General features: G+C 62.6%; 14 protein-coding genes. 9 read left to right on the plus strand and 5 right to left on the minus strand.

Annotation, left to right across the window (positions count from 1 at the left end; genetic code table 11):
- Positions 1-237: 237 nt before the first annotated feature.
- Positions 238-1,731: a CoA-acylating methylmalonate-semialdehyde dehydrogenase gene (locus ACIP02_RS19545; protein ID WP_400619408.1), complete on the minus strand. Its 1,494-nt coding sequence runs from the start codon at positions 1,729-1,731 to the stop codon at positions 238-240.
- Positions 1,732-1,804: 73 nt separating this feature from the next.
- Positions 1,805-3,151 (minus strand): aspartate aminotransferase family protein, encoded by a 1,347-nt coding sequence (locus tag ACIP02_RS19550; RefSeq protein WP_400619410.1) that lies wholly within the window; start codon positions 3,149-3,151, stop codon positions 1,805-1,807.
- Positions 3,152-3,269: 118 nt separating this feature from the next.
- Between ACIP02_RS19550 and ACIP02_RS19555 the strand changes: the two genes are divergently transcribed.
- The 5 genes from ACIP02_RS19555 to ACIP02_RS19575 all read left to right on the plus strand — a co-directional run bounded on the left by ACIP02_RS19555 (position 3,270) and on the right by ACIP02_RS19575 (position 7,726).
- The gene (locus ACIP02_RS19555) at positions 3,270-4,187 is read left to right on the plus strand and encodes a LysR family transcriptional regulator (protein ID WP_400619413.1); all 918 of its coding nucleotides are present in this window, start codon (positions 3,270-3,272) and stop codon (positions 4,185-4,187) included.
- A 90-nt stretch (positions 4,188-4,277) separates the two neighbouring features.
- Positions 4,278-4,940 carry a TetR/AcrR family transcriptional regulator gene (locus ACIP02_RS19560; protein WP_400619416.1) on the plus strand — a complete coding sequence of 221 codons (663 nt, stop codon included), beginning with the start codon at positions 4,278-4,280 and terminating at the stop codon, positions 4,938-4,940.
- Between the two features lie 9 nt (positions 4,941-4,949).
- Positions 4,950-5,534, plus strand: a complete 585-nt coding sequence (locus ACIP02_RS19565) for an IMPACT family protein (protein WP_400619419.1) — start codon at positions 4,950-4,952, stop codon at positions 5,532-5,534.
- Between the two features lie 471 nt (positions 5,535-6,005).
- The gene (locus tag ACIP02_RS19570) at positions 6,006-6,692 is read left to right on the plus strand and encodes an SDR family oxidoreductase (RefSeq protein ID WP_400619422.1); all 687 of its coding nucleotides are present in this window, start codon (positions 6,006-6,008) and stop codon (positions 6,690-6,692) included.
- Positions 6,693-6,778: 86 nt separating this feature from the next.
- Complete coding sequence (locus ACIP02_RS19575) at positions 6,779-7,726, plus strand: adenosine deaminase (protein ID WP_400619425.1); 948 nt, start codon at positions 6,779-6,781, stop codon at positions 7,724-7,726.
- A 20-nt stretch (positions 7,727-7,746) separates the two neighbouring features.
- On the opposite strand, the gene ACIP02_RS19580 is transcribed toward ACIP02_RS19575, so the two are convergent.
- A complete protein-coding gene (locus ACIP02_RS19580) occupies positions 7,747-8,460 on the minus strand; it encodes a transcriptional regulator (protein ID WP_400619428.1) in 714 nt (237 codons plus the stop codon).
- A 485-nt stretch (positions 8,461-8,945) separates the two neighbouring features.
- Between ACIP02_RS19580 and ACIP02_RS19585 the strand changes: the two genes are divergently transcribed.
- On the plus strand, positions 8,946-9,143 hold the full coding sequence (locus tag ACIP02_RS19585; protein WP_400619431.1) for a hypothetical protein: 198 nt from the start codon (positions 8,946-8,948) through the stop codon (positions 9,141-9,143).
- Here the strand turns inward: ACIP02_RS19585 and ACIP02_RS19590 are convergent.
- Together ACIP02_RS19590 and ACIP02_RS19595 are read right to left on the minus strand one after the other, a co-directional pair.
- The gene (locus ACIP02_RS19590; RefSeq protein ID WP_400619433.1) at positions 9,094-10,275 is read right to left on the minus strand and encodes a multidrug effflux MFS transporter; all 1,182 of its coding nucleotides are present in this window, start codon (positions 10,273-10,275) and stop codon (positions 9,094-9,096) included. The two genes, ACIP02_RS19585 and ACIP02_RS19590, sit on opposite strands and share 50 nt — an antisense overlap.
- Positions 10,276-10,508: 233 nt before the next feature.
- Positions 10,509-10,706, minus strand: coding sequence for a heavy-metal-associated domain-containing protein (locus ACIP02_RS19595; RefSeq protein ID WP_198751471.1), 198 nt, complete (start codon positions 10,704-10,706; stop codon positions 10,509-10,511).
- Positions 10,707-10,849: 143 nt separating this feature from the next.
- On the opposite strand from ACIP02_RS19595, the gene ACIP02_RS19600 reads away from it, so the two are divergent.
- The 3 genes from ACIP02_RS19600 to cueR are packed head-to-tail and all read left to right on the plus strand — an operon-like array spanning position 10,850 to position 14,095.
- On the plus strand, positions 10,850-11,236 hold the full coding sequence (locus tag ACIP02_RS19600; protein ID WP_400619436.1) for a hypothetical protein: 387 nt from the start codon (positions 10,850-10,852) through the stop codon (positions 11,234-11,236).
- Positions 11,237-11,288: 52 nt separating this feature from the next.
- Complete coding sequence (locus ACIP02_RS19605; protein WP_400619438.1) at positions 11,289-13,688, plus strand: heavy metal translocating P-type ATPase; 2,400 nt, start codon at positions 11,289-11,291, stop codon at positions 13,686-13,688.
- Entirely contained in the window at positions 13,685-14,095 is a 411-nt protein-coding gene (gene cueR, locus ACIP02_RS19610) for a Cu(I)-responsive transcriptional regulator (protein ID WP_400619441.1), read from the plus strand. Before ACIP02_RS19605 ends, cueR begins: the two co-directional genes overlap by 4 nt.
- The last annotated feature ends 250 nt before the right edge of the window (positions 14,096-14,345 follow it).

A 14,345-nucleotide genomic window follows, 5' to 3' on the forward strand; every position in this document is an offset into this window, starting at 1 on the left:
CACAGGATGGACTGGCCCGAAACAAACGTAGGAGCGGCTTTAGCCGCGAAGCGCCGCGCGGGCGGCGCTCGATCTCATAGGCGCTGAATGTGTTGTGGCGGACACCTCTCAAACCCAACGCTATTTATAGACAGGCACACCGCCCCCCCACACCACAGCACCCGCAACAACCAAACCCAAACCCCAAAAACAAAACGGGGAGACCTCCCGGCCTCCCCGCTTCACCCTCAGGCCTTATTAAAGGCTAGGAAACGCAAACTGCGAAGCCTCATGACTGGCCCGCTGCGGCCAGCGCTGGGTAATCGCCTTGCGACGGGTATAGAAGCGCACCCCATCCGGCCCATAAGCATGCAGGTCACCAAACAGCGAACGCTTCCAGCCGCCGAAGCTGTGGTAAGCCACCGGCACCGGCAGCGGTACGTTCACACCCACCATGCCCACTTCGATCTCATCGCAGAACAGGCGCGCCGCCTCACCGTCACGGGTAAAGATGCAAGTGCCGTTGCCATACTCGTGATCATTGATCAGCTGCATGGCCTGCTCCAGGCTGTTCACCCGCACCACGCACAACACCGGGCCAAAGATCTCTTCTTTATAGATGCGCATTTCCGGGGTCACCTTGTCGAACAGGGTGCCACCGACAAAGTAGCCATCTTCATTACCGGCCACACGGAAACCGCGGCCATCGACCACCAGCTTGGCGCCTGCAGCAATACCGTCATCGATATAACCCACGACCTTGTCACGCGCAGCGGCAGTTACCAGTGGGCCCATGTCCAGGCCGCACGAGGTGCCAGCACCAATCTTCAACGCCTTGATCTGCGGTTCCAGCTTGGCAATCAGCGCATCTGCTACCTGGTCACCTACGCACACCGCCACCGAAATGGCCATGCAACGCTCACCGCACGAACCATAAGCCGCGCCCATCAGTGCGCTGACGGCGTTGTCCAGGTCGGCGTCCGGCATCAGTACCGCATGGTTCTTCGCACCACCCAGGGCCTGCACGCGCTTGCCGCGCTTGGTACCTTCGGCATAGATGTACTCGGCGATCGGGGTCGAACCCACGAAGCTCAGTGCTTTCACTTCCGGCGCTTCGATCAGCGCATCCACCGCTTCCTTGTCGCCGTGCACCACGTTGAGGATGCCCTTTGGCAGGCCGGCTTCCAGCAGCAGCTGGGCAATGTACAAGGTCGAGCTTGGGTCACGCTCGGATGGCTTGAGGATGAAGGCGTTGCCGCAGGCAATGGCCAGCGGGTACATCCACAGCGGCACCATGGCCGGGAAGTTGAACGGGGTGATACCTGCAACCACGCCCAGCGGCTGGAAGTCGGACCAGGCATCGATGTTCGGGCCGACGTTGCGGCTGTACTCACCTTTCAACACTTCAGGCGCGGCGCAGGCAAACTCGACGTTCTCGATGCCACGCTTCAATTCGCCAGCGGCGTCTTCCAGGGTCTTGCCGTGCTCTTCGCTGATCATCTGCGAGATCTTGGCTTCATTCTGCTCCAGCAGTTGCTTGAAGCGGAACATCACCTGGGCGCGCTTGGCCGGTGGGGTATTGCGCCAGGCCGGGAAGGCAGCCTTGGCGGAGTCGATCGCTGCCTGCACGGTCGCGCGGCTGGCCAGCTCGACCTTGCGTACCGCCTGGCCGGTGGACGGGTTGAAGACATCGGCGGTGCGCTCACCCTTGGTAACCAGTTCGCCGTGAATCAGGTGCTGAACAATGCTCATGCAAAACTCCAGATAAAGAAGGTAGAGGCCGACGCACGAGGTGATCACGCGCCGGGCATCAAAATCGGAAAGATCAGTCGATCAGGTTCAGGGTTTCGCCGACGGCATCGAACAGGCGGTCCAGTTCCTGCGGCGTGGTGTTGAAGGTTGGGCCGAACTGCAGGGTGTCGCCACCGAAGCGGACATAGAAGCCCGCCTTCCACAGTTTCATCGCCGCTTCGTACGGGCGGACGATGGCATCACCGTCACGGGCGGCGATCTGGATGGCACCGGCCAGGCCGTAGTTACGGATGTCGACGATGTTCTTGGTGCCCTTCACGCCGTGCAGCAAATGCTCGAAGTGTGGCGCCAGCTCGGCGGCGGACTGCACCAGGTTTTCCTTCTGCAGCAGGTCCAGTGCGGCGATACCGGCGGCACAGGCGACCGGGTGGGCCGAGTAGGTGTAGCCGTGGGGGAATTCGACGGCGTAATCCGGGGTCGGCTGGTTCATGAAGGTCTGGTAGATCTCGCTGCTGGCGATCACTGCGCCCATCGGGATGGCGCCGTTGGTCACCTGCTTGGCGATGCACATCAGGTCCGGGGTGACGCCGAAGGCTTCCGAGCCGGTCATTGCGCCCATGCGGCCGAAGCCGGTGATCACTTCGTCGAAAATCAGCAGGATATTGTGCTGGGTGCAGATTTCACGCAGGCGCTTCAGGTAGCCCTTCGGCGGCGGCAGTACACCGGCAGAACCTGCCAGCGGCTCGACAATCACCGCAGCAATGTTGGAAGCGTCGTGCAGCTCGATCAGCTTGAGCATCTCATCAGCCAGGGCAATACCGCCCTCTTCCGGCATGCCCTTGGAGAACGCGTTCACCGGCAGCACGGTATGAGGCAGGTGGTCGACATCGAGCAGCTGGCCGAACATCTTGCGGTTGCCGTTGACCCCACCCAGGCTGGTACCGGCAATGTTCACACCGTGGTAACCACGGGCACGGCCGATGATCTTGGTCTTGGTGGCCTGGCCTTTCAGGCGCCAGTAGGCACGCACCATCTTCAGCGCGGTGTCGGCGCACTCGGAACCGGAGTTGGTATAGAAGACGTGGTTCAGGTTGCCTGGCACCAGATCGGCAATCTTTTCTGCCAGCTGGAACGACAGCGGGTGGCCGAACTGGAACGCCGGGGAGTAGTCCAGGGTAGCCAGTTGGCGGGTCACCGCGTCGGTGATTTCCTTGCGGGTGTGCCCGGCGCCGCAGGTCCACAGGCCGGACAGGGCATCGAAGATCTTGCGCCCTTGGTCATCGACCAGGTAGTTGCTTTCGGCCGCCACGATCAGGCGCGGGTCGCGCTGGAAGTTACGGTTGGCGGTGTAGGGCATCCAGTGGGCATCCAGCTTGAGCTGGCTGGCGATACCGGCGGTAGCGGTTTCGGGCATGTTCATCGGCGGTTCCTCGAAAGACGATTAGGCAACGATGGATGTTGTTGCAGCTAAATTGGCACGCGGATAAAGTCTGAAAAAGCCTACATTTCTAATCTTCAGACAGGCCCTGACTAAACTAATGAGCCGACGCCCCGATCCACTTGCCCAAGTCAGCGATTTCGACATCCGCCTGCTGAAAATCTACCGCAGCGTGGTCGAGTGTGGTGGTTTCTCAGCCGCTGAGAACGTGCTGGGCATTGGCCGTTCGGCCATCAGCCAGCAGATGAACGACCTTGAGCAACGCTTGGGCCTGCGCCTGTGCCAGCGTGGCCGAGCCGGCTTTTCGCTGACCGAAGAAGGCCGCGAGGTCTACCATTCGGCGCTGCAACTGCTTAGCGCGCTGGAAAGCTTCCGCACCGAGGTCAACGGGCTGCACCAGCATTTGCGTGGCGAGCTGAACATTGGCCTGACCGATAACCTGGTGACCCTGCCGCACATGCGCATCACCCACGCCTTGGCCGAGCTCAAGGACCGCGGCCCCGATGTGCGCATCCAGATCCGCATGATCGCCCCCAGCCAGGTTGAACATGGCGTGCTCGACGGCAGCCTGCACGTTGGCGTGGTACCGCAGACCAGCCCGCTGTCGGGCCTGGAGTACCAGCCTTTGTACAGCGAGCGCTCATTGCTGTACTGCGCGGTTGGCCACCCGCTGTTCTACGCCGATGACCAGCAGATCGACGAAGACCGCCTCAACAGCCAGGAAGCCATCACCCCCACCTTCCGCCTGCCAGCGGAAATCCAGGCGCATTACCAGGCGCTGAACTGCACGGCCAGTGCTTCGGACCGCGAGGGCATGGCCTTCCTTATCCTTACCGGGCGCTACATCGGCTACCTGCCCGACCATTACGCTACCTTTTGGGTACAACAGGGCCGCTTGCGCGCACTCAAGCCACGGGAACGCTTTTATGACCTGAGCCTGAGCTGGGTAACGCGCAAAGGCCGGCGGCCCAACCTGGTGCTGGAAAGCTTCCTCGAAAGCCTGGCTGCGACACGTTGATGCCAGTCTCTGCCGCAAATGCTTGTCACTTGGGCACAGGCAGGTAATCTTGTCCGACAGCCGCAGCCACTGACCCGTACGGAATCGTCCATGACCCTAGAAGTCCCTGCGCACCGCCTCTCTGCCTCGGGCAAGCCCGCGGGCCGCATCCGCCAGAAAAACGAGCAGGCCATTATCCAGGCCGCCGAAGACGAGTTCGCCCGCCATGGCTTCAAGGGCACCAGCATGAACACCATCGCCCTCAAGGCGGGGTTGCCCAAGGCCAACCTGCATTACTACTTCACCAACAAGCTGGGCTTGTACATTGCCGTGCTCAGCAACATCATCGAGTTGTGGGACAGCACCTTCAACGCTCTGAGTGTCGAGGACGACCCCGGTGAAGCGCTAAGCCAGTACATCCGCACCAAGATGGAGTTCTCGCGGCGCAACCCGCAAGCCTCGCGGATTTTCGCCATGGAAGTGATCAGCGGCGGTACCTGCCTAACCGAATACTTCAGTGCCGACTACCGCGAATGGTTCCGCGGCCGAGCGGCGGTGTTCGAGGCCTGGATGGAGGCCGGCAAGATGGACCGGGTCGACCCGGTCCACCTGATTTTCCTGTTGTGGGGCAGCACCCAACACTATGCCGACTTCGCCACCCAGATCTGCCAGGTTACCGGCCGCAGCCGCCTGACCAAGCAGGACATGGAAGACGCGAGCAACAACCTTATCCACATCATTCTGAAGGGCTGCGGCATCAAGCCGGCTGCCTGACGGTCATTTATGCCTTCTACCTTGCTCGACCTGTGCGAATACCGCGAAGAAATCCGAAAGAGTCGCTTCATCACCTTGGCCGGGCCCATCAGCAGCCCCGCCGAAGCGATGAGTTTCATCGAACGCCACAGCGACCTGGCCGCTACCCACAACTGCTGGGCCTGGAAGCTCGGCGCGCAGTACCGCAGCAGCGACGACGGCGAGCCTGGTGGCACTGCCGGGCGGCCGATCCTGGCGGCCATCGAAGCGCAGGACTGCGACCAGGTGGTGGTGCTGGTGATCCGTTGGTACGGCGGCATCCAGCTCGGTACCGGCGGCCTGGCCAGGGCTTACGGTGGCGGCGCCAACAAATGCCTGCAACAGGCGCCCAAGCGGCTATTGGTGCAGCGAAGTGAATTTTCCTGCAGCTGCAGCTTCAGCGAGTTGGCGCTGGTGAAACTGCGCTTGGCCGAGGTTGATGGCCTGGTGCTGGATGAACAATTCACAGCCAACGGCGTAGACCTGCTGATTGCCTTGGGTGAGGCTCACCTGGCGCCATTGCAGCAACAACTGGCCGACCTGAGCCGTGGGCGCATTTTGCTGGAAGCACGCTGAACATTGCCCACAACAACTGTGGGCCTGGCTGTGGATAAGCTTGGGGCACTTGCTTGTAGGCCAATGGTTTCAAGGCCCGCAGAGCTTTGATCATTTTTTGATCACTGTTTGATGACAGCTGCAAACTGCTGAAAGGTGGAGAGTTATCCCCAGCACGAGGCCAGACGAGTCTGCCGGCCCCGCCAGGGCTTGCACACAATAACTGTGGACCAGCCTGTGGATAACCCGTGCGCTAACAGACGAATCGCCCGGGCGGACAAGGGCGCGGCACTGCTGATCGTTTTTTAGCCAAACAGTGGGCAAGGCTTGAAATCGCTGGGGCTGCTTTGCAGCCCATCGCGACACAAGGCCGCTCCTACATGGGATCGCGTACTTCTGTAGGAGCGGCCTTGTGTCGCGATGGGCCGCAAAGCGGCCCCCGATTGCACTATGCTCAATTCCTTTTTCCTGAATCGATAAAGGAATGTTGCTATGGCTAACTCAAAAACCGCACTCATCATCGGCGCCTCACGCGGGCTTGGCCTGGGCCTGGTACAGCGCCTGCACGAAGACGGCTGGAACATCACCGCCACCGTGCGCAACCCGCAGCAGCCTGGCGCCCTGGCGGATGTGGCAGGCGTGCGTATTGAACAACTGGAAATGAACGACACCGCCCAGCTCGATGGCCTCAAGCAACGCCTGCAAGGCCAGGTTTTCGACTTGGTGTTCGTTAACGCAGGCGTTATGGGCCCACTGCCGCAAGATCTGGAAACCGTACAGAACACAGACATCGGCGACCTGTTCATGACCAATGCCGTGGCACCTATTCGTGTGGCCCGCCGCTTGGTTGGCCAGGTACGCGAGGGCAGCGGCGTGCTGGCCTTCATGAGTTCGATCCTGGGCAGCGTGACCATCCCCGACGGCGGCGAGATCTGCCTGTACAAAGCCAGCAAGGCGGCGTTGAACTCGATGATCAACAGCTTTGTGGTCGAGCAGCAGCGCCCCGACCTGTGCGTGCTGGCCATGCACCCGGGTTGGGTGAAAACCGACATGGGTGGCGAAAACGCCGAGATCGACGTGCACACCAGCACCCGCGGCATGCTCGACCAGATCAATGCACAAAGCGGCAACGGCGGCCTGCGCTTCATCAACTACAAGGGCGAACCCTTGGTCTGGTGATTCACCCGGTCGCAGCCTGGTCGGGCGCAATGCCCGGCCAGCCCCTGTAGAATGGCGGCAACCGTACCTGATTGAGATAACCCCCTATGTATGACTGGTTGAACGCCCTGCCCAAGGCCGAACTGCACCTGCACCTTGAAGGCTCGCTGGAGCCCGAGCTGCTGTTCGCCCTGGCCGAGCGCAACAAGATCGCCCTGCCCTGGGCCGATGTAGAAGCCTTGCGCGGTGCCTACGCCTTCAACAACCTGCAGGAATTTCTCGACCTGTATTACCAGGGCGCCGACGTGCTGCGCACCGAGCAGGACTTCTACGACCTGACCTGGGCTTACCTGCAGCGCTGCAAGGCACAGAACGTGATTCATACCGAACCGTTCTTCGACCCGCAGACCCACACCGACCGCGGGATCCCATTCGAGGTGGTGCTCAACGGCATCAACCAGGCACTGAAGGATGGCCGCGAGCAACTGGGCATCAGCAGTGGCCTGATCCTCAGTTTCCTGCGCCACCTCAGCGAAGATGAAGCGCACAAGACGCTCGACCAGGCGTTGCCGTTCCGCGATGCATTCATTGCCGTAGGCCTGGACAGCTCGGAAATGGGCCACCCACCCAGCAAGTTCCAGCGCGTGTTCGACCGCGCCCGCAGCGAAGGCTTCGTCGCCGTTGCCCACGCTGGCGAAGAAGGCCCGCCCGAATACATCTGGGAAGCCCTCGACCTGCTGCAGATCAAACGCATCGACCACGGCGTACGCGCCATCGAGGACGAGCGCCTGATGCAGCGCATCATCGACGAGCAAATCCCGCTGACCGTGTGCCCGCTGTCCAACACCAAACTCTGCGTGTTCGACCACATGAGCCAGCACAACATCCTCGACATGCTAGAGCGTGGCGTGAAGGTTACAGTCAACTCGGACGACCCGGCCTACTTCGGCGGCTATGTCACAGAAAACTTCCACGCCCTGCACACCCACCTGGGCATGACCGAAGACCAGGCCCGCCGCCTGGCGCAGAACAGCCTGGACGCGCGGCTGGTCTGATTGATGCAGCGACGTTGCGTTCAACCGACCTGCAACGTCGCCACGCGGGCTATGCGATTGATCTGCTGGATGCCCAGCGCCGAGATATGCAATGCCCGTGTGTCCTCGGCCTCACGCATCCAGCCAGACTGCAGGAACAGCCTGAACAGGGCCTGGCCCAACACCCCTCCCAAATGCGGCGCCTGGTCATTCCACTCGGTGCAGCGGCAGATCACGCAACCGCGTTGCTGGTGTGGCGCCAACGCGTCGATGTAAACACCCACCAGGGCCAACTGCGCCCGCCCCTCATCACTGACCATCAACTGGCGGCCACTGCCTTCCAGCCAGCCGGCCACCACCATGCGGTGGTACAACTCACTGGCCAGTTCCCCGCCCAGATGATCGCCACAGCGACGCGCCCGGCGCATCGACATGGGCAGCGGTGATACCGGCGCCTTGGCCTGCTCGCCCCTGGCACTTTCCAGTTGCACGCTGGCCAGGGCCTCGACTGCCGCACCGACCTGCGGGGTGGCTAGGCGGAAGTAACGTTTGCGGCCACGTGCTTCGTGCCGGAGCAGGCCGGCCGATGACAGCAACGACAAGTGCGCACAGGCCGACGACGACGTCAGGCCGGTCATTATCGCGAGCTCATTGGCCAGCCGCGGCGTGCCATCGATCAATGCCCACAACATGGCACTGCGCTTGGGGTCGGCCATCAGGCTGGCGATCTGGCTGATACTGCTGGCTGCGTTCATGTCCCTGTAACTCCCTGCAAGTTCACTGAGTGGATGCGATGGCCAACCCTGGCAGGGAAACGCCTCTCGCTGGCACTGGCCTGGGTGGGCAGTATAAGCCGCAAAAAAGCCCATTCAGGCAGCGCCGCACTGCTACGCCCTGGCCGAAAAGCCACTGGGTATGCCTACCCATGGCATGTGCAGAAACAGTGCTTGCCGCCCGCCCAAAACCCAGCCAGCAAGCGCTGTGGCATACCCGGGCAGGGGCACAGGGAATTCGTCAGGAAAAAAACCTGCTGCAACTTCAGATGTGGCCGACAAGCACTTTCCTGAAGTAGCGCAAATCAAAGCGAAGGTTCTGCGTGCTTAGCGGCATTGCACCGCAAGCAGGAAAAGCGCTGAAACAGGTTACGTCAACCGTCAGTCAGAACGCCGACGTGGGGCATGGCAACCAGGAAGACCAGCGCTACACTTGAGCCGCTCCCCCCTTCTGGAGGTATGCCGCGATGAAAATTATCGTCAGTGCGTCGAGCCGAAACCCCGCCTGCCCCTGGCAGGTCCAGCTCGATCAACACGTGGTCAGTTTCCGCAGCGAGGCCGAGGCACGCGCCTTTGTCGCCACGCTGGAAACCCGCCTGCAGGCACCTCACCCGCTCACGCGGGAGCCTTGGCCTGCAAGCGTCGGGTCAACAGCGCGACACTGACCACCAGTGCCCCGCACAGGCTGATCACCAGCGCCATGGGTACCGCACTGCCATCGTGCAGCAGCCCGACCAAGGCCGCCGCACCTGCGGCAACGCTGAACTGTACGCAGCCCATCAGTGCCGAGGCACTGCCAGCCCGCGCCCCCTGCCCGCTCATGGCGCAGGCCGAGGCATTGGGGATGATGCAGCCAAGGCTGGCGATGCAGATGAACAGTGGCACCAGCAGCGGCCACAATTGCGCTGGTTTCAGCGCCGCCACAGCCAGCAGCACCAGGCCGGCCACCAGGTACAGCCACACTGCACGCGCCAGCAGGAAAGCCGGCCCGCGCTTGGCCAGCAAGCGGGCATTTACCTGTGCCACCAGGATAAACCCCGCCGCGTTGGTGCCAAACAGCCAGCCATAGTGCTCGGCCGGCACGTCATAGAGCTTGATGAACACGAAGGGCGAGCCGGCGATATAGGCGAACATGCCGGCAATGGCGATACCACCGGTCAAGGCATGGCCAAGGAATACCCGGTCAGCCAGCAGGCGCAGGTATTGGCGCAAGGCGCCGGACAGCGGCTGACGCGGCATGTGCTCAGGCAGGCTTTCCGGCAGGCCCAGGCTGACCGCCAGCAGGCAGCCGGCGCTGAACAGGCTCAAGGCAAGGAAAATTGACTGCCAGCCGGCCACGTTCACCAGCACGCCGCCCAGCATCGGGGCCAGAATCGGTGCCAGGCCCATGACCAGCATCAGTTGCGAAAACACCTTGGCCGAGGCCACCGGGTCGCACTTGTCGCTCACGATCGCCCGCGACAGCACCATACCGGCACAGCCACCCAGCGCCTGGACGAAACGCGCCAGCACCAGCGTATCGAGATTGGGGGCATAGGCGCAGGCCAGGGAGGCCAAGGTAAACAGGGTCACGCCGAACATCAGCGGTATACGCCGACCAAAGCGGTCAGCCACCGGCCCATAGGCCAGCTGGCCGATGGACAGGCCGAGGAAGTAGGCGGCCAATGTGGCCTGAACGTGTTTTTCATCGGTGGCGAACGCCTGCGCCATGGCCGGGAAGGCAGGCAGGTAAAAGTCGATCGCCAAGGGCCCGAACGCACTGAGTGCGCCCAGGATGAGTACCATTCGCAGGTTCATCAGGAATCCATAGCAGGCTAAGCAAGTGTGCAATACTACCTGCTGTGGACCCTATCGATGTGAAAACATTTGCAACAATCCCAACAGCTGGCGCGGTCCCTGTAGGAGCGGCCTTGTGTCGCGATGGGCCGCAACGCGGCCCCATATTCTTAGGGTTGCGCATGTATTGCAGAGGGCCGCGTTGCGGCCCATCGCGACACAAGGCCGCTCCTTCAGATCAGCGCAGGGTCAGGTCAAGCCACCTCAGCCTGATAACCTTCATCACGGATAGCCGTCAGAATCTGCTCCTGCGCCAATTCACTCTGCACCCGCACCTGCTTCGCCGCCAGATCGATCTCGACCTTGGCCGCTGCATCCTGCTCCTGCACTGCGCGGGTCACGGCTTTCACGCAATGGCCACAGGTCATGCCTTGTACGTTGAACACTTGCATGGGGTTGTCTCCTTCAGGTTTTCCACGAGTCTCAAGCTTGCCATCAGGGCAAGGTCAAGCCCTCCTGCAACACCCGGGGTGGAAATCCGCGCCCGCGTCGGCCAAGCTGCGCCTTTGGATGTCAGGCAAGCAGGAGATTCATCATGTTCAGGGCAGCATTGGGCGTCGTCGGGCTATTGAGCGCACTGGCTGCAGTGCCACCGGCCAGCGCCGAGGGCAACTCGGCCTACAGCGTACTGATCATTTCCCGGGAGCGCCTGGAGGTGGCCACCAGCTGCGAAATCGGCGTGTACCTCAACGACCAGCTTTCCGGGCGCGTGTTCCAGGAACAGTCCACCTCGTTCAACCTGCCGCCTGGCCCGGTGGATGTACGCCTGCGCCTGCTGCCTGGGCAAATGCCAGGTTGCGCTGCGGGTATCGAGGACCAACGCAGCACGCGTTTGAACCTGCAGGCGGGCCAGATCAACAAATACCGCATCGCCATGGGGCAATATGGGCTGGAGTTGAAGCGCGCCGATCTGGGCTATTGACCTTCCCTGCGTGGCAAGCTTGATGCTGGGGCCCTGTCCAAGGAGGAGAGCCATGCCCGCATCCACCACCTACGACCTGCCGATCTCCGGCATGACCTGCGCCAGCTGTGCTGGCCGGGTCGAGCGCGCCCTGCGCAAGGTCACCGGCGCTGAACAGGTCAGCGTCAACCTTACCACTGAAAAAGCCCGGGTCCAGGCCCCGGCCAACAGCCTGCCGGCCTTGGTCGACGCCGTACGCGAAGCCGGTTACGGCGTGCCTACCCGCACCGTCGAACTGCAGGTCGGCGGCATGACCTGCGCCAGTTGCGCGGGCCGTGTAGAGCGCGCCCTCGGCAAGTTGCCTGGGGTCGAGCAGGTTAGCGTCAACCTGGCCAGCGAGCGTGCGCACCTTGAGGTGCTCGCGGCCCTCGACGACAACCTGCTGATCGAAACGGTACATAAAGCCGGCTACAACGCCAGCCTGCCGCAAGCCGACAAAGACGACCAAGGTGCTGCCCAGCGCCGCTTGCGCAATGAGCGCCTGGCCGTCGGTGCCGCGTTGCTGCTGGCGCTGCCGCTGGTGCTGCCGATGCTGGTGCAGCCCTTCGGCCTGCACTGGATGCTACCCGCCTGGGCGCAATTCCTGCTGGCTACGCCCGTGCAATTCATTCTCGGCGCACGCTTCTATGTCGCTGCCTGGAAAGCCGTGCGCGCTGGTGCCGGCAACATGGACCTGCTGGTGGCCCTGGGCACCAGTGCCGGCTATGGCCTGAGCCTGTATCAATGGGCACAGGCCCCCGCCGGCATGGCCCCGCATTTGTATTTCGAAGCCTCGGCCGTGGTGATTGCCCTGGTGCTGCTGGGCAAGTACCTGGAAAGCCGCGCCAAACGCCAGACCGCCAGTGCCATTCGCGCCCTTGAGGCCCTGCGCCCGGAGCGCGCCGTACGCGTGGTCGACGGCCAGGAAGAAGACGTGGCCATCACCCAGCTGCGCCTCGGTGACCTGGTGCTGGTCAAACCCGGCGAGCGCTTCCCGGTCGATGGGGTGGTCGAGGACGGCAGCAGCCATGCCGATGAGGCCCTGATCAGCGGCGAGAGCCTGCCGGTGCCCAAGCAACCCGGCGACAGCGTCACCGGTGGCGCCATCAATGGCGAAGGCCGGTTGTTGGTTCGCACCGAAGCGCTGGGCACCGAGACCGTGCTGGCACGCATCATCCGCCTGGTCGAAGATGCCCAGGCCGCCAAGGCGCCGATCCAGAAGCTGGTCGACCGGGTCAGCCAGGTGTTCGTGCCGGCCGTGTTGGTACTGGCACTGATTACCCTGGTTGGCTGGTGGCTGGCCGGCGCGCCGCTGGAAACCGCACTGATCAACGCCGTCGCCGTGCTGGTCATCGCCTGCCCTTGTGCCCTCGGCCTGGCGACGCCTGCGGCGATCATGGCCGGCACCGGCGTCGCTGCCCGCCACGGCATTCTGATCAAGGACGCCGAAGCGCTGGAGCGTGCCCATGCCGTCAACCGCGTGGTGTTCGACAAGACCGGCACCCTCACTTCCGGCAGCCCACGGGTGGTCCACAGCCAGGCTCAGGATGGCAACAGCGCCGACCTGCACCGCCTGGCGGGTGCCCTGCAGCGTGGCAGTGAACACCCACTGGCCAAGGCCGTACTGGATGCCTGTGCCGAGCAAGGGCTGGACGTGCCTGATGTTACCGACAGCCATTCGCTGACCGGGCGCGGCATAGCCGGGCGCGTCGAAGGCCGCGAGCTGGCGCTGGGCAACCGCCGCCTGCTCGACGAAAGCGGGCTGCTTCCGGGCGACCTGGCCGCCAAGGCCCAGGCCTGGGAAGCCGAGGGGCGTACCCTGTCGTGGCTGATCGAACGCGGCAGACAACCCCGGGTGCTGGGCCTGTTCGCCTTTGGTGACAGCCTCAAGCCCGGCGCCGCTCAGGCCATCGATACCTTGCATGCGCAACACATCAGCAGCCATCTGCTAACCGGCGACAACCGCGGCAGTGCCAAGGTGGTGGCCGATGCCCTGGGCATCGACGATGTGTATGCCGAAGTGCTACCCGCCGACAAGGCCGCGACAGTGGCAGCACTCAAGCAGAACGGCGTGGTCGCCATGGTCGGCGACGGCATCAACGATGCACCAGCACTGGCTGCCGCCGACATCGGCATTGCCATGGGTGGCGGCACCGACGTGGCCATGCAGGCGGCCGGTATCACCCTGATGCGGGGCGACCCGCGCCTGGTGCCTGCCGCGCTGGAAATCAGCCGCAAGACCTACGCTAAAATCCGCCAGAACCTGTTCTGGGCATTCATCTACAACCTGATCGGTATCCCGCTGGCTGCGCTGGGCTACCTCAACCCGGTACTGGCTGGCGCCGCCATGGCCTTGTCCAGCGTCAGCGTGGTCAGCAATGCGCTGTGGCTGAAGACGTGGAAGCCCACCCGCAATACCCAGGAGACGCCATGAACATCGGCCAGGCCGCCCGCCGCAGCGGGCTCAGTACCAAGATGATCCGTTACTACGAATCCATCGGCCTGCTCAAGCCGGCCACGCGCAGCGACAGCGGCTACCGCCTGTACCGTGACGAAGACTTGCACAGCCTGGCGTTCATCAAGCGCTCTCGCGACCTGGGCTTTTCCCTTGAAGAGGTCGGCAAGCTGCTGACCCTGTGGCAGGACCGCCAGCGCGCCAGCGCCGACGTGAAGGCGCTGGCCATGCAGCACGTCGATGAGCTGAACCGGCGCATCGAAGAGTTGGTGAGCCTGCGCGATACCTTGAGCGAGCTGGTTTCACATTGCCAAGGCGACGACCGCCCCGACTGCCCGATACTGAAGGACCTGGCCAACGGCGCTGCGCGCAATTGCTGCCATTGAAGCGTTCGCCGTGTTTTGGTATGCCATATACGACCAAACGCGACCGATTAGTCACTAGCTGCGACTTTCTCCAACAAATAAGGGCGTTTTCCTACATAAAACCCGGAAGCTGCCGACACAAAAGCTACCTGCCTCGTGTGTCTACAAATAAAAAATTCCGGGAGCGTCGATGAACATCAAACAGAAACTGACCTGGGCATTCGCGGTCATCGCCGGCTTGCCCATCGTCCTTGTCGCCACGCTGGTAGTG

It is taken from the genome of Pseudomonas sp. NPDC089408, from assembly GCF_044749445.1.
Classification (GTDB): Bacteria; Pseudomonadota; Gammaproteobacteria; order Pseudomonadales; family Pseudomonadaceae; genus Aquipseudomonas.